18 protein-coding genes are annotated in these 21,904 nt (G+C 62.2%); 6 read left to right on the plus strand and 12 right to left on the minus strand.

Annotation, left to right across the window (positions count from 1 at the left end; all coding sequences use genetic code 11):
• Positions 1 to 2,047 precede the first annotated feature (2,047 nt).
• Positions 2,048 to 2,905 carry a GIY-YIG nuclease family protein gene (locus LPB04_RS24480; protein WP_227496542.1) on the minus strand — a complete coding sequence of 286 codons (858 nt, stop codon included), beginning with the start codon at positions 2,903 to 2,905 and terminating at the stop codon, positions 2,048 to 2,050.
• Between the two features lie 791 nt (positions 2,906 to 3,696).
• Between LPB04_RS24480 and LPB04_RS22555 the strand changes: the two genes are divergently transcribed.
• The gene (locus LPB04_RS22555; RefSeq protein ID WP_193686657.1) at positions 3,697 to 4,044 is read left to right on the plus strand and encodes an MmcQ/YjbR family DNA-binding protein; all 348 of its coding nucleotides are present in this window, start codon (positions 3,697 to 3,699) and stop codon (positions 4,042 to 4,044) included.
• 107 nt (positions 4,045 to 4,151) lie between these two features.
• Here LPB04_RS22555 and LPB04_RS22560 read toward each other — a convergent pair whose 3' ends face one another.
• From LPB04_RS22560 to LPB04_RS22570, 3 genes are all read right to left on the minus strand, one after another.
• Complete coding sequence (locus tag LPB04_RS22560; protein ID WP_193686658.1) at positions 4,152 to 4,772, minus strand: type 1 glutamine amidotransferase domain-containing protein; 621 nt, start codon at positions 4,770 to 4,772, stop codon at positions 4,152 to 4,154.
• Positions 4,773 to 4,855: 83 nt separating this feature from the next.
• Positions 4,856 to 5,170, minus strand: coding sequence for a MerR family transcriptional regulator (locus LPB04_RS22565; RefSeq protein WP_193686659.1), 315 nt, complete (start codon positions 5,168 to 5,170; stop codon positions 4,856 to 4,858).
• Positions 5,171 to 5,183: 13 nt separating this feature from the next.
• Positions 5,184 to 6,089, minus strand: a complete 906-nt coding sequence (locus LPB04_RS22570) for a DnaJ C-terminal domain-containing protein (protein WP_193686660.1) — start codon at positions 6,087 to 6,089, stop codon at positions 5,184 to 5,186.
• Positions 6,090 to 6,307: 218 nt separating this feature from the next.
• Here LPB04_RS22570 and LPB04_RS22575 point away from each other — a divergent pair, with 218 nt between their 5' ends.
• A complete protein-coding gene (locus LPB04_RS22575; protein WP_227496543.1) occupies positions 6,308 to 7,162 on the plus strand; it encodes a c-type cytochrome in 855 nt (284 codons plus the stop codon).
• A 77-nt stretch (positions 7,163 to 7,239) separates the two neighbouring features.
• Here LPB04_RS22575 and LPB04_RS22580 read toward each other — a convergent pair whose 3' ends face one another.
• Complete coding sequence (locus tag LPB04_RS22580; protein ID WP_193686662.1) at positions 7,240 to 7,593, minus strand: hypothetical protein; 354 nt, start codon at positions 7,591 to 7,593, stop codon at positions 7,240 to 7,242.
• Positions 7,594 to 7,741: 148 nt separating this feature from the next.
• Here LPB04_RS22580 and LPB04_RS22585 point away from each other — a divergent pair, with 148 nt between their 5' ends.
• The 3 genes from LPB04_RS22585 to LPB04_RS22595 all read left to right on the plus strand — a co-directional run bounded on the left by LPB04_RS22585 (position 7,742) and on the right by LPB04_RS22595 (position 13,006).
• Positions 7,742 to 9,142, plus strand: a complete 1,401-nt coding sequence (locus LPB04_RS22585) for an MATE family efflux transporter (RefSeq protein WP_193686663.1) — start codon at positions 7,742 to 7,744, stop codon at positions 9,140 to 9,142.
• A gap of 106 nt (positions 9,143 to 9,248) precedes the next feature.
• Positions 9,249 to 11,468: a S9 family peptidase gene (locus tag LPB04_RS22590; RefSeq protein ID WP_193686664.1), complete on the plus strand. Its 2,220-nt coding sequence runs from the start codon at positions 9,249 to 9,251 to the stop codon at positions 11,466 to 11,468.
• 338 nt (positions 11,469 to 11,806) lie between these two features.
• Positions 11,807 to 13,006 carry a right-handed parallel beta-helix repeat-containing protein gene (locus LPB04_RS22595; protein ID WP_227496544.1) on the plus strand — a complete coding sequence of 400 codons (1,200 nt, stop codon included), beginning with the start codon at positions 11,807 to 11,809 and terminating at the stop codon, positions 13,004 to 13,006.
• A gap of 92 nt (positions 13,007 to 13,098) precedes the next feature.
• Here LPB04_RS22595 and LPB04_RS22600 read toward each other — a convergent pair whose 3' ends face one another.
• The 7 genes from LPB04_RS22600 to LPB04_RS22630 all read right to left on the minus strand — a co-directional run bounded on the left by LPB04_RS22600 (position 13,099) and on the right by LPB04_RS22630 (position 21,185).
• On the minus strand, positions 13,099 to 13,278 hold the full coding sequence (locus LPB04_RS22600; protein ID WP_193686665.1) for a CsbD family protein: 180 nt from the start codon (positions 13,276 to 13,278) through the stop codon (positions 13,099 to 13,101).
• A gap of 168 nt (positions 13,279 to 13,446) precedes the next feature.
• Complete coding sequence (locus tag LPB04_RS22605; RefSeq protein ID WP_193686666.1) at positions 13,447 to 14,403, minus strand: IS1595 family transposase; 957 nt, start codon at positions 14,401 to 14,403, stop codon at positions 13,447 to 13,449.
• Between the two features lie 98 nt (positions 14,404 to 14,501).
• Entirely contained in the window at positions 14,502 to 15,458 is a 957-nt protein-coding gene (locus LPB04_RS22610) for an IS1595 family transposase (RefSeq protein WP_193686667.1), read from the minus strand.
• A gap of 126 nt (positions 15,459 to 15,584) precedes the next feature.
• On the minus strand, positions 15,585 to 15,761 hold the full coding sequence (locus tag LPB04_RS22615) for a CsbD family protein (RefSeq protein ID WP_193686668.1): 177 nt from the start codon (positions 15,759 to 15,761) through the stop codon (positions 15,585 to 15,587).
• A 34-nt stretch (positions 15,762 to 15,795) separates the two neighbouring features.
• Complete coding sequence (locus LPB04_RS22620) at positions 15,796 to 16,452, minus strand: class I SAM-dependent methyltransferase (protein ID WP_193686669.1); 657 nt, start codon at positions 16,450 to 16,452, stop codon at positions 15,796 to 15,798.
• Between the two features lie 3 nt (positions 16,453 to 16,455).
• A complete protein-coding gene (locus LPB04_RS22625; RefSeq protein ID WP_193686670.1) occupies positions 16,456 to 18,519 on the minus strand; it encodes a M13 family metallopeptidase in 2,064 nt (687 codons plus the stop codon).
• A 38-nt stretch (positions 18,520 to 18,557) separates the two neighbouring features.
• Positions 18,558 to 21,185, minus strand: coding sequence for a M1 family metallopeptidase (locus LPB04_RS22630; RefSeq protein ID WP_193686671.1), 2,628 nt, complete (start codon positions 21,183 to 21,185; stop codon positions 18,558 to 18,560).
• Between the two features lie 272 nt (positions 21,186 to 21,457).
• Here LPB04_RS22630 and LPB04_RS22635 point away from each other — a divergent pair, with 272 nt between their 5' ends.
• Positions 21,458 to 21,739, plus strand: coding sequence for a flagellar protein FliT (locus tag LPB04_RS22635; RefSeq protein WP_193686672.1), 282 nt, complete (start codon positions 21,458 to 21,460; stop codon positions 21,737 to 21,739).
• Positions 21,740 to 21,904: the final 165 nt, after the last annotated feature.

The following is a 21,904-nucleotide window of genomic DNA, read 5'->3' on the forward strand; positions in this document are numbered from 1 at the left end:
GCCCTCAGGGGTGTGTTTTTTTGTGCGTGGTGTTCGCCGTCGGCAATCGAATCCGCGGACAGCACTGACGCGGGGCGAGGAGGGGTTTCGAGCCGCGCCAGCGGCGAGCCTCCGAGCGACGTTGCGCCTCCGGGCGCAAGGGCTCTCCGATTCGCCTGACTAAGGAAAATCGCGCAGCGATTTTTTGCCTTTCGCCTTTCTCTTGGACCCGGCTGTCTCCTTTCGAGCTCATGTCCCAATGCCAGACCTGACCTCGTTCTCGCTACGTTCTCGCTGTGTCTCCTGTTGAACTCGTGTCCGAATGTCAGACCTGAACCCGTTCCCGCTGTGACCCCGTTCCCGCTGAGCACGGCGCGCCGGCCGCCCAGCAGCCCGACCCGCCAGGCGCGACACCGCGCCAAAGCAGACGGGCTATCCTGCGTTACTGCTTGATGCCGCTGACGATAAAGCCAGCGTCCCTGTTTGCTCCCAAGGCAACCCCGTACAATCTTCTGGTAGAGGCATCGTAATAGACGCCGCCTGTAAACTTTGTATTCGGGTACACGCAGGGCGAGCCCCCAAAGGTGATGGTTGCGTTATACGCATTACCCTTTGAGCGCGGGCTGACCGTACCAGAGGACGTGCACCCGCTCGCCCCGCGCGTCGTCACTGCACCAGACCCTGAGATGGTGACGGTGCCGCTCTCAGTCCCGCGTGTCGAGCCGGCCCGAACGGAGTATGTGCCTGCGATTGTCGTCAAGCTTGGTGATATCTCGTATTTTGCATCGTACCTCGATGTGAATGTGGGCGATTGGTTGAGTGATGGGTAGGTGATGGTGCCATTGAGAGATGTTTTCAACCCATAGCTTGCAGATACGCTGACCGAAAGGACGCCGAGCCCTTCCAGGTTTATGTCCCTACCATTTGACGAGCTAAAGCTGCCGTTCAGAGCGGTGCCGGCGCCTTGCACGGCGCCGGCAATAACGCTTGGATTGTTGGTCGCCGAGTAGATCACGTAATAAGTACCGTCATCGAGAACCAGGCCGGTAACCGAGCGCCCTGTGCTGGTGGTACCCGTATATAAACCCTCTGGAATCGTTGTGTTTACCGTGGGTGGCGCCGGCGTTTGTTCTGAAGGTGCCGGTGTTTGTGTTGGCGGTGCAAGTACCGGTGCTGGCGGCGTCTGTGCTTGTACTGGTGCCTCGGATGAGCCGCCCCCACCTCCGCCTCCGCCTCCACATCCAGTCAATACGGCACCTAAGATCGACGTCGCTACCCAAGTTGCTCTCATTTGTCTCTCCCCTTATTAATAGGGGCAATCCTACCTACCCTTTATTTCGATGGGCAGTGGTAAACGTACTTTCTTGACAAGTACATTTGCACTCATCTCATGTAAGTCAATCTCTTGCATAAGATCTGCCAACTAAGCAAGCAACCAGAACAACGTTAGTCCACCGAGCCCCCGAGAGCGGACTTTTTTTCGTCAAGCATTGTGACTTTTCGAATCTTGTAAATGCCGCGTTCAGAGTCTTTGCTTCGCCTTACTAAATGATGGGTCGGGGGAGGTCAAAGTCCACACACAAAAGGCTCCCAGACCGCACTCTCCCTCACGCGCAGAAAATTTCCCCTTTTTTAGCTTAATCAAATCAGGAAACGGGGCAAGAAATAGGCGGTTTTCATAGGGCAAGCGATCGCGCACTCGCTCATTTGATTTGTTGAAAACTGAGGTGGGGATAATAAAGGGGTGTAGAGCCGGCTGCAGTGATGCCTGAACAACCTCAGCTTGCTATCGGAGCAACATATCCCATTCAATGATGATGTGAAATATCTGCAATCGGTCAAAACGGACCTTCGTTGGAAGCTGAGTGTCAAATCGTACAGCCGCGGTTGTCTAAGCCAATACAATCAACGCATGAATACCGACGCTCACTCAAACAAGCGCTTGCGCAGCGGTCAGGTCGCGTATCGCGCGATATTTGAACAGTCAGCTCTAACAGCGCACTCGTAGCCAAGCGGCGCGCCATCTAACCGGGCGAAGACCCCCTGCGGTGCCTTACCGTTATGAAATTCATGAGGCTGGGCCAGGCCATCCGGTTATTGGGACAGGATATTCGAAAAGGCTTTCAATGAGTCGCTCGACCTGGGGCCATCTCCCGTCTGTTGCGCCAGGTAATGTCAACCGCACTACGAAATCGATCGACCCACGACTATGGAAACTGCCACCTTGGACAAGCCTAAGATTCCCTATCAGGTAGTACTTAATAGGAAGGACAGACTCGGACATTAGGTTATGGACATGATCGGCATAAACATCAACAGGAACTGAGGTGCTGCCTATCACGTTACGACACCGCCCGTGGGCGCTTTTTTCCACTAGACCGATCCAGTCGCACATCTCGGCGAGTTCCGTCAGGCCTCCGGCGACCCGATCGATCACAGGACGCCCCAGTACCTCCACTTCCTCGTCCAGGAGCTCTAGCCTCGGGTCTGTATTCTCTACCGATCTGTTCGCCGGGCGCGTTTTTCGAACCGATCGAGCGACCAGTCTGGGCCTGGTGAGTGCCTCTAGGACTTGCGCGATGCCCTCCTGCTGCACAAGCTCAGCTTCGAGCAAGTCCATGTTGGCTAGAAGAAACTGGTCGAGCCGATCTCGACATGCAATGTCGAACCATTCGGTGTCACCACTGCGCCCTTTTTGGCCGCCATTCACGCTTGCTGCATCGATCCGCCAGTGTGCGAACGTCCGTTGGAGTATTGACTCGGCTCTGAATGCGGCCTGCTCATTGCAAAAGTGTAGAAGCAGACAATGCGGTAGCGCGAATATGTGAGCGCCGATCTCGCTTAGACGGGCGCTAACATTGACCGCCTTACCGATCTTCATCCGCGGCTCATCCCGATGGGGAATAATGTAGACGTATGCACTCAAGATGCCACCTCACCGGACTAGCAGATGGCGCCAAGTTAGCACGACGGCGAATAATCACGGCGCACATGGGCAGCCAGTGCGGTGGCTCAGAGGTGGCCCGTCCAAACGAACCCCAAACCAGGCAGCAACCCTGCGAGGGCACTCTCGACGGCCTTTCGTACTCTAACCGCCCGCGTCATCACTGCAAAATTTGTCGGATTCGCTCGCCTCCCATCGGTATCTCTCTCTCGACGCTGCAATGCCTTATGCACGGTGAACGGCAACCTATTGTCGTGTTTGAATACGTCATCGATACCGACGCCGAACAGGAAATCTGATCTCGCTACGCACACTCGCTAGGGGTAACTATGGGGGTAACCCAAGCCCTTGTACCCTTGACAGTAAGTAATCATGCGGGTTCCGGCAAGCTGTTCGGTAGACGCCGCCTCCACCAACGCACAAAAAAACACATCCCTGAGGGCTCGCCCTCAGGGGTGTGTTTTTTTGTGCGTGGTGTTCGCCGTCGGCAATCGAATCCGCAGAAGATTCCATCTGCGGGCCCGCGGGGAAACAAACTCCAACTGTTTTGATCCCTAACCGGTGCCGGGAGTTTCCGAATGCTTCCCATCCGACACCCGGACAAAAGTGCAGGCAAGACGATCACGCACGGAAGGCGAATCCACAGGCACGTTCACGGCGACGGCACTCAAGCCTGGGGCCGATAGATTCTTTTCCTCTTTCTGAAAGGCATTTTTCCGATGCAAACGTAATAGAATCCCATTAGCTAACGTCCACCCGCGAGAACATTCACGATGAACTTCGAATCCGCAAAATCCCTCTGCCGCACCTTCCCCGGCGTCACCGAAGACACCAAATGGGACAACGACCTGGTCTTCTCCGTCGGCGCCAAGATGTTCGCGGTCACCAACCTCGGCGAGGCGACCGGCATCAGCTTCAAGGTCGAGGACGAGCGTTTCCTCGAGCTGACGGATAGAAAAGGCATTATTCCGGCGCCCTACCTGGCGCGGGCAAAGTGGGTGCATGTGGAGGACGCGGACGCGCTGGGCGACGAGGAGGCGGCGCAGTTGCTGCGCAGGTCGTATGAGCTGGTGTTCGGGAAGTTGACGAAGAAGTTGCAGCGGGAGATCAGCGGGGCGTAGCACAGGCGGCGGCGTGCGTGAGGAGTCAGCGCCGTCGCCCATGCCGTTAGCTGCGGCTTGAATCCGCGTGGGCACGGAGTGCCCACCCTACGGGAATACGGCGCTGCTTACGACGACGCCCCCATATCTGCCATATCCGGCGAAATCAGCATCGCCTTCAACAAGGCATCGTTAAACGCCGGAATATCGTCCGGCTTGCGGCTCGTGATCAGCTTCTCGTCGATCACCACTTCCTGGTCGATCCACTCGGCGCCGGCCTTTTTCATGTCGTCCTGGATGTCCGGCCAGCTGGTGAGATTCTTCGATTCCGCGATCCCGGCGTCGATCAGGACCCACGGCGCATGGCAGATTGCTGCGATCGGCTTGTCGGTCTCGTAGAAATCGCGGATGAAGGCGATCGACTCGGGGCTCTTGCGCAATTCCAGCGGATTCTTTTCACCGCCCGGCAGCACCAGGGCGTCGAAATCTGCCGGCTTCGCATCGCTGACGTTCATCTCGACAGGGAAGGTGTCCCCTTTCTCGTCATGGTTCATTCCCTGCACGCCCTGCCCGACGCCCTTCGGCGAAATCAGGATTACCTGCGCCCCCTGCTGCTCGAGGAAACTGCGCGGCCCCGTGTACTCGACCTGTTCCACGCCATCCGTCATCAGGACCGCCACCCGCTTGCCGTCGAGCGGCCCGCGCGCCGCGTTCTCCGGCTCGGTCTGCTGCACTTGTACCTGATCCATATAACCTCCTCGATATCGATGTGATTGTTGGTGATTCCTTTGACATCGATTCTAGGAGGACCCCAGCGACCACGGCGCGCGCTTCAGGACTCCTTGAGGCCGAGCGCGCGCAGGCGGGCACGCAAGCGGCGCACCTCGTCGGCCAGGTCGATCACGAGCGCCGCCAGCTCCTCGTCGGCATCGAAATGCCGCTCCAGTTCGAGCAGGCGCCGCGCCCGCGCCAGGTCGCTGCTGCGAAAGCGCAGCTCGGTCACCTGCAGCATCTCCCCGCCGAGCACGCCCGCCTGCACATGGCGCACCACCCACTCGGGTTCGACCTGGACGGCACGCGCCAGCTCGTCCAGGTCCAGGGCGACCTCGTCGATGAGGACCCCGGTCACGGTCTGATTTCCAAACATCGCCCTCTCCTTTTCAAGCAGTCCGTGGATTGAAAGCCAGGTCGCGCGCCATCGCCTGGTACAGGGCGCGTGCCTTGTCGTTGTTGGCTGGAGGCAGCACGACGTCCAGGATCAGATACAGGTCACCCGGCGTACTTGCCGGGATGCCCTTGCCTTTCAGGCGCAGCTTGCGCCCGCTTTGCGAGCCGGCCGGAATCGTGACCTCGACCGTGCCCGAGGGCGTCGGCACCGCCACGCTGCCGCCCAGCGCCGCTTCCCAGGGCGTGACCGGCACGTTCTCGTACACGTGCGCACCCTCGACGCGGTAGCGCGGATCGGGCGCGAACTGAATTTCGAGATACAGGTCGCCCGGCCCGGCGCCGCCATGGCCCTCGTGGCCCTGCCCTGCCAGGCGCAGTTGCTGGCCCGGCGTCACGCCGCGCGGGATGTTCACGCTGAGCGTCTTTTCCTGCATCGTGGCCCGTCCCGGCCCCTCGGCCTTCGGCACGCGCAGGCTGACGGTGCGCGTCGCGCCGCGGTAGGCGTCGACCAGGTCGATGGTGATGGTGGCATGGATGTCGTCGCCGCGCATCTGGAAACCGCCACCGCGGCGCCCGCGTCCGGCCTGGGCGAACAGGTCGGCGAAGAAATCGTCGGCGCCGGCGCCGCCGAAATCGAAATGCTCGCTCCAGTCCGGCGGCGGCTGGAACTGCTCGCCGGCATGATGGCCGCGCCCGAGCGCGTCGTAGGCGGCGCGTTTTTCGGCGTCGCCCAGCACATCATAGGCCTCGTTGATTTCTTTGGTTTTCGCGTCCGCGTCCGCGTGCTTGCTGACATCGGGGTGGTATTTGCGCACCATTTTCCGGTACGCCTTCTTGATGTCGCCCGCGCTCGCGCCCCTGTCGAGGCCAAGGGTCTGGTAGTAGTCCTTGTATTCCACAGTGCACTCCCGGAAAGTTGAGATGGCAGCCATGCCATGCGCGCAATGGCTGCTATCTCTCCCAGATGGGGATCCACAACATAATTAAAAGTTCCGCGCCTACCCTCTTTACATCGCAGTGAACGATGATAAATTGAACAGGATAACCAATCGTCACTGCGGAGGCGTCGATGGGAAAGCGGATGAGATGGACGGTCTCTATCCTGGGGGGCCTTGTATTGCTTGCCCTGCTCATCGGCGCGGCGGCGCACCTGCTCAGCGCCCGCAAATTGCAGCGGACAATTCAGGTGCAGGTCGCGCCAATCGCGCTGCCCAACGACCCGGCCCGGATCGCGCGTGGCCGCTACCTGTTCAACACCCGCGGCTGCACCGAGTGCCACGGCACGAACGGAGCCGGCAAGACCGTGGTGGACAGCGACGGCATGCTGGTGGTTGCCCCGAACATCACGCGGGGAGCCAACAGTGCGACGAGCCGCTACACCGTCACGGACTGGGTGCGGACGATCCGCCATGGGGTCAAGCCGAACGGCCAGCCGGTACTCATCATGCCCAGCGAGGATTATGCCCGCCTCACCGATGAGGACACGGGCGCGCTGGTTGCCTACCTCCAGCAACTTCCCCCACAACAGGGCGAGCGCAGGCGTATCGAACTCCCGCTTCCAGTCAAGTTGCTCTACGCCGTGGGGGCGATCAAGGACGCGGCCGAGAAAATCGATCACACGCTTGCGCCGCCGCGCGCGCAGCGCGCCGCGATGACGGCAGAGTACGGCGCTTATGTGGCGCAAGCCTGTGTCGGCTGCCATGGTGCGCAATTCAGTGGCGGCGCCATTCCCGGCGCGCCGCCCTCATGGCCGCACGCAGCCAACCTGACACCCGGTCCTGGCAGTGCGATGGCGCGTTACCCCTCGGCCGACAGCTTCGTCACCATGTTGCGCAGCGGCAAGCGGCCGGATGGCAGCCCCATCAGCCCGGTCATGCCCTTCGACTCGTTCAGCCAGATGAACGACGTCGACGCGCGGGCGCTGCACGCCTACCTGGTCACGCTTCCACCAAGGCCGGCTGGTCAGCACTGACAAACCCGGCAGGGGAAAAAATAAAAGCCCTGCGATGTGCGCATCGCAGGGCTGTTGACAGCGGCAAGCTCGCTTGCTTACTTATAGTGGGCCTTCAGGTCCGCCATTGCCGTTTTTTCTTTCGCCTCGGCATCCTTCTTGCAAGCCGATTCTTCAGCGCCCTTCATTTTCTTGCAGGCTGCCTTCGCCGTTTTCTCGTCGGCCTCGATCTGCTTTTTCGCGGCCTTGTATTGCGCACGCGTCATTTTCTCCGTGGTCGTCGTCGTGGTCGCGGTCGCGGTCGCCGGCATCGTCGTGGTGCTCTGGACGGTCGTCGTCTTGGCGGTTGCAGGGGTGGCAGGGGTCGCAGTCGTGGCCGTCTGGCCGGCGGCGAAAGCGGCGCCGGAGATGAGCAACAGCGTGGCGCTTGCAATCTTGAACATCGATTTCATGATTTATCTCCGAATAGTTTTTAAAGGGGCGAGCAAGTGCTCCCTGCCTTAACGCAATTGTTCGCGGCCGCGTTGACACTCAGGCCAAACAAGCCACAACATTGGCAATTCAACAGTAAAATCATGGGTTTCCTCCCTCACCCTGCCCATGACTGTCGCCACCCACCAGCCCGCGCCCTCGCCCGTCCGCAATGAAATCGCCACCCTCTGGAAGCTCTCGTGGCCGATGCTGGTCGGCCAGCTGGCGACCGTCGGCATGGGCGTGGCAGACGTGGCGATGACCGGGCACGTCAGCGCGGCCGAGCTGGCGGCCGTGTCGCTGGGTGCCTCGGTGTGGTCGATCGTGCTGGTGACAGTCATGGGCATCATGATGTCGATAAATACCGTCGTGGCGCACGAAATCGGCGGCGGGCGCTACGACAGGATTCCGCATTCGGTGCGCCAGGCACTGTGGAAGGGCGCGGGCGTCGGCCTGATCGCCTGCTTGGCGACCAACCTGTGCACGCTGCTGTTCGACCATATCGGCATGGACCAGCTTGTCGCCGACCGGGCGTCGATGTTCCTGCATGTCATCAGCCTCGGCATGCCGGCCTTTGCCTGCTACCGCGCGCTGTACGGCTACACGACCAGCATCAACGAAACGAAGCCGATCATGGTGATCGCGATCCTGGGCCTGCTGTTCAATGTCGCCAGCAACTGGCTGCTGGTGTTCGGCAAGGGGGGCTTTCCCCAGCTGGGCGCGGTCGGCTGTGCGGTGTCGACCTCCGTCGGCATGTGGCTGATGCTGATCGCCATGCTGGTGTGGGTGAAAGTGTCCCCCGTCTACCGCATGACCTATCCGTTCACGGGCTGGGAAAGCCCGGACTGGAACGAGATCCGCACAATGCTGCGCCTGGGCATCCCGATCGGCGTCACGTATTTTGCCGAGGTCAGCGCTTTCGGTTTAATCAGCCTGCTCGTCGCGCGTTTCGGCGTGATCCAGGTCTCGGCACACCAGATCGCACTGAACTTCGCCTCGCTCGTGTTTATGGTGCCATTGAGCTTCGGCATAGGGTTGCTGACCCGCGTCGGCCAGGCGATGGGCGAAGGCAATCCGGTACGGGCGCAGTTCGTGGCGCGTGTCGGGGTCGGCATGTCGGTCGCCTTCGGCGTGCTGTCGGCGGCCTGCATCGCCCTCTTCCGCTGGGAAATCGCGCGCGCCTACACTTCGGACCCGGCGGTGCAGCAAGCCTGCGTGCACCTGTTGCTGTTCGCGGCCCTGTTCCAGCTGTCGGATGCGACCCAGGTCGCCACCGCCTCGGCGATTCGCGGCTACCAGGTGACGCGTCCGCCGATGATCATCCAGCTGGTCGCTTTCTGGGGCTTCAGCCTGCCGCTGGGCTATATCCTCGGGATCGCGCCAAGCTGGTTCGCCTGGTCGCCCGCCGCGCCGATGGAGACGACAGGCTTCTGGATCGGCCTCGTGCTGGGACTGACGATTGCCGCCGTCCTGCTGAGCTGGTCGATGGAGCGCCTGTCGCGCCAGCGGGTATTGGCGGCATCCCGCTAATACTGTGGTTTTCCCAGGGCGAAGTCAGTGGTATGTACAGCTTTTACCCTGGGACTCTGGTATCGTCTCGTCCGTTGCATAAAGCTAACTTTCAACGAGACAAACAATGCGCCTTCTCCTCTGCCTCCTGGCCGCGTTTGCGGCCGCGCCCGCTTCCGCGGAACGCCTGACGCTCGACCGCATTCACGCGGACCCGTCGCTTGCCGGTCCCGGCGTGAAAAACCTGCGCGTGTCGCCCGACGGCGAGCGCGTGACCTTCCTGCGCGGCCGCGAGGACAACCAGTTCCAGCAGGACCTGTGGGAATACAACATGAAGGACAAGACCACGCACCGCCTGGTCGACTCCAAAAAGCTGGTGCCGAGCGAGAACCTGTCGCTCGAGGAAAAGGCGCGCCGCGAGCGGGCCCGGACCGCCAGCCTGTCCGGCATCCTGACTTACAGCTGGTCGCCCGACGGCAAGCAGCTGCTGGTGCCGATCGCCGGCGATCTCTACCTGGTCGACGTGGCGAAGCCGGATGCGGCGCGCAAGGTGGCATCGGGTAACGTGCTCGATCCGAAGATTTCGCCGAAGGGCCGTTACGTCTCCTTCGTGCGCGACCAGAACCTGGTCGTGATCGACCTGAAAACCGGCGCCGAGCGCCAGCTGACCCAGGACGGCAAGGGTACCGTGCACAACGGCGAAGCCGAGTTCGTGGCGCAGGAAGAAATGGACCAGACGACCGGTTACTACTGGGCGCCGGACGATTCGGGCATTGCTTATAAACGCTACGACGAAGCGCCGGTGCCGGTGGCGCGCCGCTTCGAGATCTTTGCCGACCGCACCGAAGTGATCGACCAGCACTACCCTGCCGCGGGCGACCCGAACGTGCTGGTGGACCTGTTCATCGTGTCTCCGGAAACGGGCGTCTCGCGCAAGGTCGACATCGGCGCAGAGAAAGATATTTACCTGGTGCGCGCCGACTGGAGCGCGGACAGCAAGACCCTGGTCTACCAGCGCCAGACGCGCGACCAGAAGCGCCTCGACCTGGTCGCCGTGAACGCCGCCACCCTGGCCCAGCGTCCGCTGCTTACCGAGACCTCGAAGACCTGGGTCAGCATCCACAACGACCTGCACTTCCTGAAGAACCGCCAGGCCTTCATCTGGGCGTCCGAGCGCAGCGGCCGCAACCACCTGTATCTCTACGACCTGAACGGCAAGCTGCTGAACCCGATCTCGAGCGGCGAATGGGGCATCGACGACGTGCTGGCCGTGGACGAGGCCGCCGGCAAGGTGTATGTGTCGTCGAACAAGGATGCCGTCATCGACAAGCAAACCTATGCACTGGCGCTGAACGGCAGCACGGCCGGCAAGCCTGCACGCATCACCGCCGGCGACGGCTGGCACGAGGCGAAGTTCGCCAACAACGGCAAGATTTTCGTCGACACGTATTCGAGCCCGACGACCCCGCCGCAAGTGTCGATCCGCAAGGCCGACGGCGCGATGGTGCAATGGCTCGAGCACAATGAACTGAACGCCAGCCACCCGTTCGCAAAGTACATGCCCGACCTGCTGCCGACCGAATTCGGCACCATCAAGGCCAAGGATGGCCAGACCCTGTACTACTCGATGATCAAGCCGGCCGGTTTCGATGCGGCGAAGAAATATCCGGTCTTCCTGTTCACTTATGGCGGCCCGCACTCGCAGCGTGTGACCCGTACCTGGGGCAATTATTTTGACCAGTACATGGCGCAGCAGGGCTTCGTGGTGTTCCGCCTCGATAACCGCGGTTCGAGCCGCCGCGAACGCGCGTTCACCGACGTCATCTATAACAACCTGGGCAAGAACGAAGTCGAAGACCAGGTCACCGGCATCGACTGGCTGGGCCAGCAAAGCTTCGTCGATCCGAAGCGCGTGGGCGTGTTCGGCTGGAGCTATGGCGGCTTCATGACCCTGCGCCTGCTGGCGGCAGCCTCGGACAAGATCGCGATGGGCGTGTCGGTGGCGCCGGTCACCGACTGGGCGCTGTACGACACCCACTACACCGAGCAGTTCGTCGGCGGCACGCCGAAGTCGGACCCGGACGCCTACGCCCGCAGCGGCGTGTTCGCGCACCTGGACGGCCTGAAGTCGCCGCTGCTGCTGGTGCACGGCATGGCCGACGACAACGTCCTGTTCAGCAATACGACGCGCCTGATCGACGAACTGGTCAAGCGCAACGTGCAGTTCGAGCTGATGACCTATCCGGGCGCCAAGCACGGGATCTCGGGCCGCAGCAGCCAGCGCCACGTGTATGGCCTGATCGAATCCTTCTTCAAGAAAAACCTGGGCAGTACCGCGGCGAAGTAAGCCGACATCAACCGAAACAGGCCGGACACCGCAGTGGTGCCCGGCCTTTTTTGCGTCTTGTTAGCTCAACAGTTGCTTCTGAATCCACACAATTTCTGACAACTCAACAAAAAGTCAACTAAATTGTTGCAGATAAGAGACATTTAAAAAAATATTTTTGGCGATACATTTGCCCTCAAATGCATTGTTTTCCTAGGAGAATTGTGAATTCTGTACTCGACAGTACAGCATCTTGTAACAATTTATGTCCCCCCGGAATTAATTCCTCAAGGTATTCTCCGTGTTCCTGATCTAGCGACACGCTTTGAAGCGACACCGCTCCACCTGAGGACACACTAATGCAAGCCAACCGTAACAGCTCCACCCGTCTCTCCCTCGCCCTCACCGCCGTCGTCCTGGGTGCCGCCATCGCGGCCCCGGCCTCGGCCGCTACCCGCAGCGTCGGCTATGGCAAGACCTACGCGACGCCGTGCAAGGCCTTTGCCGCCGCCGCCGCAGGCGACGTTATCGAAATCCAGGCCGGCACCTACACTGGCGACGTCTGCTATATCGCGCCAAGCAACCTGACCATCCGCGGCGTCAATGGCCGTCCAAAGATCGCGGCTGGCGGCAAGAGCGCCGGCGGCAAGGCGATCTGGGTCGTCAGCGGCAACAACATCACGATCGACAACGTCGAAATGTATGGCGCCAAAGTGGTGGACAAGAACGGCGCCGCGCTGCGCCTGGAAGGCACCAACTTCACGATGCGTAACTCGTTCCTGCACGACAACGAGAACGGCATCCTGAGCGGCGTGAATACCGCCAGCACCATCGTCCTCGAGAACAACGAGTTCGGCCACAACGGCTACGGCGACGGCTACAGCCACAACGTGTATATCGGCAAGGCCGGCAAGCTGACCTTCCGCTACAACTACTCGCACGACGCCAACGTCGGTCATAACCTGAAGACGCGCGCGCTGTACAACACCATCGCCTACAACCGCTTCTCGAGCCTGCGTAGCGGCGAAACCGGCAGCACCGCCGCCGGCAAGCCGAGCTACGAGATCGACGTGCCGAACGGCGGAACGACCTTCATCATCGGCAACGTGATCATGCAGCCAGTGGGCGGCAACAATCCGAACATCGTTGCTTACGGCGAAGAAGGCGTGAGCGGTTATGCAACCGACCTCTACGTTGTGAACAATACCTTCATCAACGACGAAAGTTCGCGCGGCTATTTCGTGATGGTGGGCGGCGGCGTGACCACCCCGGCTAAACTGATCAATAACCTGTTCAGCGGCTATGGCCCGATGAGCACCCAGGCATCCTCGATCAAGACGGCGAACTACCAGGCACTGTCGGTGGGCTTCGTCAACAAGGCCGCCTACGACCTGCGTCCGCTGGCGAACTCGCTGATCGTCAACGCCGGTGTGGCGCCTGGCAACTCGACAAACGGCTCGTCGCTCAACGCCGCCGCCAGCTACAAGCACAGCGCGTCGGGCATCAACCGTACCATGCTCGGTACGAAGAACGACATCGGCGCCTACGAAGTTCAGTAAGCACCATTCGGTATCGCTATAAAAAAGGCCCCGGCGTGAAAACGCCGGGGCCTTTTTCGTTCGCTGCCTGCCGCGCGAAGGCGGCCACGGCATCAGTTGGTGGCGTCTTTCAGGTTTTCCTTGACGTCGCCATACTTCTCTTGCGTCTTGCCTTCGACCTGGTTCTTCAGGCCCTTGACCTGCTGCTCGGGATTGCCGACCAGCTTGCCGGCTTCTTCCTGAATCTTGCCACCGATGTCTTGCAGTTTGCCTTCGACTTGGTCCTTGTTCATGATGATCTCCTTGCTGGTGAGTTAAGGCGCGGTCGGATGACGGCGCGATGGGTTCAGATTACGCTCCCGTACGGCTGCCTTCCGTGCGTGCCTTCACATAGCTCGGCAATATCTTGTGCCGCTGAGGGCGCACGCCCTGCCCTTCAAAAAATAAAGGCGCTGTTCGCGTTAAGTGTGGAATATGCCGATTGCCGCTCGCAGCAAAGCCTCCGGCGTCTTGACGCGAGCGCCGTCGAGCGCCCAGCGCCAGCCGAGATAGTTGCCGAGGTAACGGCTGGCAATCCCGCGAAATGGCTGCAGCCAGCCGCGCAGGCGGCTGTGATAGGCGTTCACGTTCTGGACGTGGATCGCGCCGCGCACCCGGATTCCCGCCTGCAAGTTCACCGTTTGGTGGGTGATACCGGCTTCGCGTGCGAAATGCCGGTAGGCCGCATGGGCGTCCGTCACCAGCAACACGTCCGGCTCCAGTCGCACTTTCAAATGATCGTGCAATTGCGCCCGCGTCACCGGCCCCTTGCCGGGGACCCAGTCGAGCGTCTGGCCGGTCCGGTCGCGTGCGACCAGGATGCACATCTGCTCGTTCGAAATGCCGCGTTTTGTCGCTTTGCCGCCGCGCTTGCGTGGAGGTCGATCGAGCGAGCGGGAACCTTTGTGTGATTCGAGCACATACATCTCGTCGGCCTCGGCGATCCCGGCCAGGCGCTGGGGCCGGTCGTTTTGAGTGAGCGCGAGAAAGCGGTGGCGCCAGCGAAAGCTGGTGGCGCTGGCAACGCCGAGCTGGGCGGCGCTGCGCCGGATGCTGTGCGAGTCGAGCATGCCGCCCAGGTAATCGAGCCAGCGCCCTTTGTGGCGCAGGCGCGCCAGCGGCGTGCCCGTGAGCGCGTTGCAGGTCCTCCCGCAAGCGCGGCAACGAAAGCGTTGAAGGCCGTTGGCGCGGCCGTGCTTGTGAAACTGCTGCGCGCCGCAACCGGGACAGGCAAGTCGGGGCGCGCTCGCCTGCTCGATGACGTCCACCGTCCGATCGCGCTTGACCGTTGGCAGCAGCAGGCCGAGCAAACGTTCGCGCTGGCGCCGGGTCAGCGCGGCCAGGTTCTTCAGGAAATGCTCGAACTTGCGTGCCTGCATCCGAACCTCCTCTCAGGTGAAGTCTCATTTGGACCTCAGCCGTTCAAGAAAATTCCACACTTAACGCGAACAGCGCCAAAATAAAGGCGCTGTTCGCGTTAAGTGTGGAATATGCCGATTGCCGCTCGCAGCAAAGCCTCCGGCGTCTTGACACGGGCGCCGTCGAGCGCCCAGCGCCAGCCGAGATAGTTGCCGAGGTAACGGCTGGCAACCCCGCGAAACGGCTGCAGCCAGCCGCGCAGGCGGCTGTGATAGGCATTCACATTCTGGACGTGGATCGCGCCGCGCACCCGGATTCCCGCCTGCAAGTTCACCGCTTCATGGGTGATACCGGCTTCGCGTGCGAAATGCCGGTAGGCCGAATGGGCGTCCGTCACCAGCAACACGTCCGGCTCCAGGCGCACTTTCAAATGTTCGTGCAATTGCGCCCGCGTAACAGGCCCCTTGCCCGGGACCCAGTCGAGCGTCTGGCCGGTCCGGTCGCGTGCGACCAGGATGCACATCTGTTCCTTTGAAATACCGCGTTTTGTCGCCTTTCCGCCGCGCTTGCGTGGAGGTCGCTCGAGCGAGCCGGACCCTTTGTGTGATTCGAGCACATACATCTCGTCGGCCTCGGCGATCCCGGCCAGGCGCTGGGGCCGGCCGTTTTGAGTGAGCGCGAGAAAACGGTGGCGCCAGCGAAAGCTGGTCGCGCGGGCAACGCCGAGCTGGGCGGCGCTGCGCCGGATGCTGTGCGAGTCGAGCATGCCGCCCAGGTAATCGAGCCAGCGCCCTTTGTGGCGCAGGCGCGCCAGTGGCGTGCCGGTGAGCGCGTTGCAGGTCCGTCCGCAAGCGCGGCAACGAAAGCGTTGCAGGCCGTTGGCGCGGCCGTGCTTGTGAAACTGCTGCGCGCCGCAACCGGGACAGGCAAGTTGTGGCGCGCTCGCCTGCTCGATGACGTCCACCGTCCGATCGAGCTTGACCGTCGGCAGCAGCAGGCCAAGCAGCCGTTCGCGCTGGCGCCGGGTCAGCGCGGCCAGGTTCTTCAGGAAGTGCTCGAACTTGCGTGCATGCATGCGAACCTCCTCACGGGTGAAGTCCGGGTTGGACCTCAGCCGTTCAAGAAAATTCCACACTTAACGCGAACAGCGCCAAAATAAAAGCCGCGACGAATCGCGGCTTGTTTTCCAAAGACCGGGAAATCAGCGGTTACCCTTGACGATATCCTTCACGTCGCCCACTTTTTCCTGCACCTTGCCTTCGGCCTGGTTAGACAATCCCTCGGACTGCTGCTGGCGGCTGCCGACAGCTTCACCGACCTTTTCCTGAATCTTGCCGCCGATGTCCTTGGCCTTGCCTTTGATCTGGTCCTGGTTCATGGTAATCCTCTTCGGTTGAAAGCGAAGCCCCACCTTATGCCTGATTGTCACGCATCTCTGTTCGCTGGTTAACATTTGGCTTACGCCACAAACTCGCCAGCCAGGACTGCTGTTCGCGCGGCAGGCCCGGCGGACGGTAGTAATGATGCAGTGGAGTAAATCCCGCCGCCACCAGGAAGCCTTCCCAGGTCGGGTAATCGTAATAGCTGCCGTAGCGCGCCCCGTTCCACCCCTCCTCGTTGTGCCCGCGCGGGTTCGAGCTGAACAGCACGCCGCCCGGTTTCAGGCCGACGTACAGCGCCGCCAGCACCTCGGGCAATGCCGCGCTCGGCACGTGGAAGAGCGAGGCGTTGGCGAAGATGCCGTCGAAGAAGGCAGGCGGCAAGTCCAGGTGCAGGAAATCCTGGTGCCAGACCTCGCACCCGCTGTACCCGGCCGCCATGGCGACGAATTCGGCCGAGCCGTCGAGCCCGATCGCGCGGTGCCCGCGCTCCCTGAAGGTTTTTAAATCGCGCCCCGGGCCGCAGCCCAGGTCGAGCAGCGTATAGGGCGCCGGCGCCTCGATCGCGTCCAGCAGCGCGCCGATGTTCTGGCTGACGTCGTGGCCGATGGTGCCGGCAAAGAACCCGCGCGCATTGCGTTCGTAATGCGCGAGGGTGCGTCGGGAGATGTCGTCGAGGCTATCGGTCATGGCTTACCAGATCTTCACACGCTCCTGCGGCGCCAGGTAGAGCTCCTGCCCCGGTTTGACGTCGAAGGCCTTGTACCAGGCGTCCAGGTTGCGCACGATATAGGTACGGTACTGGGCCGGTGCATGGCCGTCGGTCAGCACGCCGCGGCGCAGCGAGGCTTCGCGCGCCTTGCTGCGCCAGCCCTGGGCAAAGCCGCGGAAGAAGTCCTTGTCCGCCTCAGGACTCTTGCCCGAGGCCGTCGTCTTGAAGGCGTCGTAGGCCGCCTCCAGCCCGGCCAGGTCGGCCAGGTTTTCGCTCAGCGTCAGCTGGCCGTTGACGGCCAGGTCCGGGAAAGGTTTATAGGCGTTATATTGCGCGACCAGTTTGGCGGACGCGGTCTTGAAATGCTCCAGGTCCTCTTTCGTCCACCAGTCGCGCAGGCGGCCCTGGGCGTCGAACTGGGCACCCTGGTCGTCGAAGCTGTGGCTGATCTCGTGGCCGATGATCGAACCGATCGCGCCGTAGTTGGCGGCGTCGGACGCCTTCGGGTCGAAGAACGGCGGCTGCAGGATGGCGGCCGGGAAGTTCAATGCATTCTGCAGCGGCAAGTTCACGGCATTCACCAGTTGCGGCGGCATCGCCCATTCGGTGCGGTCCGGCTTGCGCTTGAGTTTCGCCAGTTCCTGCCGGTAGTGGTATTCCTCGGCGCGGATCGCATTGCCGAAGGCGTCGCCGGCGACGATGCGCAGGCCGTCATACGATTTCCACTTCTCCGGATAGCCGATGCCGACATACAGGGACTTCACTTTCGCCTGGGCCTGGGCGCGGGTGGCCGGCGCCATCCAGTCGAGCTTGTCGATGCGGCGGCTGAAGGCGTCGATGATGTTTCCCACCATTTGCTGCACGCGTGCCTTGTTCTCGGCCGGGAAATAACGGGCGACATACACCTTGCCCACGGCTTCGTCCATCGCGGCATTGGTGGCGCCTAGCGCGCGTTTCCAGCGTGCCGACTGCTGCGGTGTGCCGGACAAGGTCTTGCCGTTGAATTCGAAACGCTGGTCGGCGAAGGCCTTCGGCAGCAGGCTGGCGTACTGGTTCAGCTTGTGGAAAGCGAGATAGTCGCGCCAGGTGGCGACGTCGGCATCGGCCAGCAGCTTGGCCGCACCCGTGATCGCCGTCGGGTGGTAGACCTGGAAGCGGTCCTGGCCGGACATGCCGGCCGCCTTGAAGAAGGCGCTCCAGTCGATGCCCGGGGCCTTGGCCGCGAAGTCCTTCAGGGTCCAGACATTGTTCGACTTCTGGATGTTCGCCGAATCCTCGCGCGTGGCATGGGTCTGCGCCAGCGCCAGCTCGAGTTCGAACACGCGCGCGGCGCGCTCGTCGGTCCTGTCCATCCCGGCCAGTTTCAGCATGGCGGCGATGTGCTGCTGGTACTTGGTACGCAGCTCGGCCATGCGCGCATTGTTTTCCAGGTAGTAGGCACGGTCCGGCAGGCCGAGACCGCCCTGCAGCACATACGGCAGGTTGCGCGAGGAATCGGTCAGGCCCTGCGCGATCCACAGGCCGAACAGGTTTTCGGTGAAGAAATTGGTGGCGTTCAGCGGGTCGACGTCGGCGCGGATCGAGCCGCCGAGGGCGCGCACCAGGGCCGCCTTGTCCTTGATGCCGGCAATTGCGTTCAGCATCGGCTTGATCGGCGCCAGGCCGCGCTTCTCGATGCCGGCCTCGTCCATGTAGGCGGCGTAGAAGTCGGCCACCTTGCGCGCTTCGCCGCTTGTCTTCTTGTCGGCGCCCAATTCCTCGATCAACTTCGCGATGCGGGTATTCGTGTCCTCCGCCAGGGCGCCCATTGCGCTCCAGGACCCGCGGTCGGCCGGGATCTCGGTCTTCGCCAGCCAGTCGCCATTGGCCCAGGTAAAGAAATCGTCGCCGGGCAGCACGGTCATGTTCGCGCTCTTGGCGGGCGCGGGTTTTTCGATCGGCGCCTTGACTTGCGCTTCCTGGGCGGCGGCAAGGCCGTGCGCGAAGCTGCCGCCACAGAGGGCGAGGACGACGGCGGTCTTGGTGAGGGTCCAACGAGTCTTCATGCTTTTCCTTTGCTTATCAACGATATCTGCAACAATCATTATTGGGCTGCCTGGAGCGCAACCCCCACTTGCGGCAGCAGGCGCGCCTTTTGCGCGGCGCGCACGCGGATGCCATTGCCCACCCGACGGGCTTCGACCAGCGCGTCGGGGCCGAAGTTCTGGCCGATATACTGCTCCATCATATCCGCATGACGCGGGTCGGACGATCCGGCAACCACCGAAGCGAGCGCGCGGTTGCGGCCGACGGCGTCGGCACTCTTGAGCAAGGCGTCGCGGTGGGCCAGGGCGAACTCCCAGGCCTGGTCCGGATGCTCGCGTCCGACGCCGGCCACGATGAGGGTGGACAGGTTGGCCGGCACCTGCGGCGACACCGCCATGTTCAGCGCGTTCGCGGCCAGGGCCGGATCCTGCACCAGGGTCAGCGCACGGCCGAAGCGGTTGCGTTCCTCGTCGGTACCGGCGGTGGCCGCAAGCCTGGCCAGCGCAGCATAGGTGGCGGGATCGGCGTAGCGGCCCACGGTGACGACGACGAAATCGAGCATGTCGGGGCTGATCGAAGCCGGGTCCGCCTGGAACCGGGCGAAGCGCTGGCGCGCCTCCCGGATCGCGCGCTCGTCGCCGGCGCGCGCCAGGGTCGTTGCCAGCAGCGCGCGCAATTGCCGGTCTTCACTCGATTCGCCAGGCTTCGGTTCCCAGCCCAGTTTGTCGAACTTCGGCTGCACCAGGCTGCGAATGAAGCCGCGAATCAGCGCCTGCTCGGGCGCACCGCGGGCGAGCCTGTCCAGCGAGCCAAGGTTCGACAGGATCGATTCCCAGACGGCCAGGCGCGGCTCGTCGCGGTATTGCGCCGCCAGGCGCGTATAGTTGTCGAGCGGCATGCGTCCGGCCGACACCAGACTCCAGGTATCGAGCAGCAGCTTCAAACGCGTCGGATCGGGCAGGCGCGCGGCATTGTTCGCCAATGCATCGAAGCTGGCGCGGTCGTACTGGATGCGGAAGAAGCCGACGCTGTAGGGATCGACCACCAGCGTGCCCTCGCAGCCGCCCTGCGTGAAGGTGGTGCTGCGGTTCGCCAGCAGCGTGTACCAGGCCTTGCCGTTGACGGTGCCGACTTGCAGCGGCACGCTCCACAGCCGCCCTTCCGGCGCCGGCTCATCCAGGCGGAACTGTTCCTGCGACAAGGTCACCTGGCGCTTGCCGTCGACGCAGGCCTGGCTCACCGAAACCAGCGGGTAGCCCGGCTGAGCGGTCCAGTCGGCCGCGAGCTTGCTCACCGGCTTGCCGGAGGCCTTTTCGATCGCCGTCCACAGGTCGGCGCTCGTGGTATTCGAATAGGCGTGCCTGGCCATGTAAGCGCGGATGCCCTTGCGGAACTGGTCTTCGCCGACATAGGCTTCCAGCATGCGCAGGAAGCCCTGGCCTTTGACATAGGTAATGGAATCGAAGGCGCTCGCGGCCTGCTCTTCGTTGTCGATGCGTGTCTGGATCGGGTGCGTGGTCTTGCGCGCATCCAGGTTGAGCACGCCCTCGCGCTCGGCGATGCCGTCGAGGTAAGGACGCCATTCCGGGTGGAAGTGTTCGGTGGCCTTGGCAGCCATCCAGGAGGCAAAGCCTTCGTTCAGCCACAGGTTGTCCCACCAGGCCATGGTGACGAGGTTGCCGAACCACTGGTGCGCCACTTCGTGGGCGTTCACCCCGAAAGTCAGCTTCTTCGTGTCTTCCGTGCTCTTTTTCGGATCGTAGAGGAGCGTGGCTTCGTTGTAGACGATGCCGCCCCAGTTTTCCATTGCACCATTGAAGCCGCCTGGAATCGCGATCTGGTCGAGCTTGGCGAGCGGATACGGCACGCCGAAGTAATTGTTGTAGTAGCGCAGCAGATCCTGCGTGGCCTGCAGGGGGAAAGCTGTCGAGCCGAGCTTGCCGGCGGTGGTCACCACGCCGATCTCGACGCCGTCCTGGCGCGCCGCCACGCGTTCCATTTCGCCCGCCACCAGCACCACCAGGTAGCTCGGCATTTTCGGCGTCGGCGCAAACGCGATGCGCTGCAGGCCGTTGCCCAACTTTTCCTGCTTCTCGACCGGGGTATTCGAATACGCCTTGAAGCTGGCCGGGACGTCGACCGTCAGCTTGAAGCGCGCGCGGAAAGCGGGTTCGTCCCAGGTCGGCAGCATGCGCCGGGCGTCGGACGGTTCCATCGTGGTGGCGATCAGTTTCTTCTCGAGCCCGCCGGCCTTGTAGCCGACCTGGAACAGGCCGCGTCCTTCGCGATTGATCTGCCCGGAAAAGCGCAGGCCGAGCAGGTAGCGTCCCGGTGCCAGCGGCGCGTCGAGTTCGAAGGCCAGGGTTTCCTGTTTCTCGTCGAGGATGGGCGCAAGGATGCGTTCGGGCAGGCCGCGGCCAGTCAGCGTGGCGCCCTCGATTTGCAAATTCGCGGCATTCAGGACGATGCGTTTCGTCGGTCGCAGGACCTCGATCTCGACGCGCTGCTCGCCCTTGAAGGTGTCGGCTGCGATGTCGGGCACCAGATGGGCGTCGTACAGCAGCGGGATCACGTCCTTCGGCAGCTTGCCGGGGGTGTCCGCGAACGCAAACGGGGCTTCGGCGCGGGCCGCGGTGACGGCCAGCGCCAGCGCAACGGCGCCAAATGCTCGGTGATGTCTCATCATTTCCTCTCTTGCTCTCTTATTATGTTGGTGGCGCGCCTGGCGCAGCAACCCAGCACGCACTCTAAGGGAAGCGGAAAAACGGAGACTGCGGAATGCGACAGACGGCGAAAACAGGCGCTGGAATGCAAAAACCCGGCAATACGGCGCGCCCTTGTCGAAGCGGTGAAAAAAAATTCAATTCTTTTTGCAAACAGCCCTAAAGTTCCGGCCTGCTCTGCCGTAAAAGGAGGACAACCGGTAATCCGGCCGAAAAAAATTGTCGCGGTGTCCACATGACCTCCAACGAAGTCCTCGCTATGTACGAAAATATTGCTGGCCTGACGGGCAAGATGGCCGCGGCGGCGCAATCGGGTGACTGGACGGGTTTCGACAGCCTGCAGGTGCAATGCGCCGTACAGGCGAGCGCGACGGCAAGCGGTGTGCCGGCCCTGGATGGCGCCAAGCGCCTGCGCAAGATCGACCTGCTGAAGCAGATCATGGCCAACGACCGCGCCGTGCGCGACGTGACCGAACCCTGGATGGGCCAGCTGGACCGCGCGATGCGCGCGCACTGAGCCGCCCTCCCCCGTCTTCAAAAAAGCGCCTGCGGGCGCTTTTTTCATGCCCGGCATAACAACACGCACAAACAAAAAGGCGCCCGAAGGCGCCTTTTGCTACGGACGGGGTCCGTATGAATTCGGAGAGCAACACCAGGAAACCCGGTGCTGCCTCTTTTGCCG

It is taken from the genome of Massilia litorea (genome assembly GCF_015101885.1).
GTDB lineage: Bacteria > Pseudomonadota > Gammaproteobacteria > Burkholderiales > Burkholderiaceae_D > Telluria > Telluria litorea.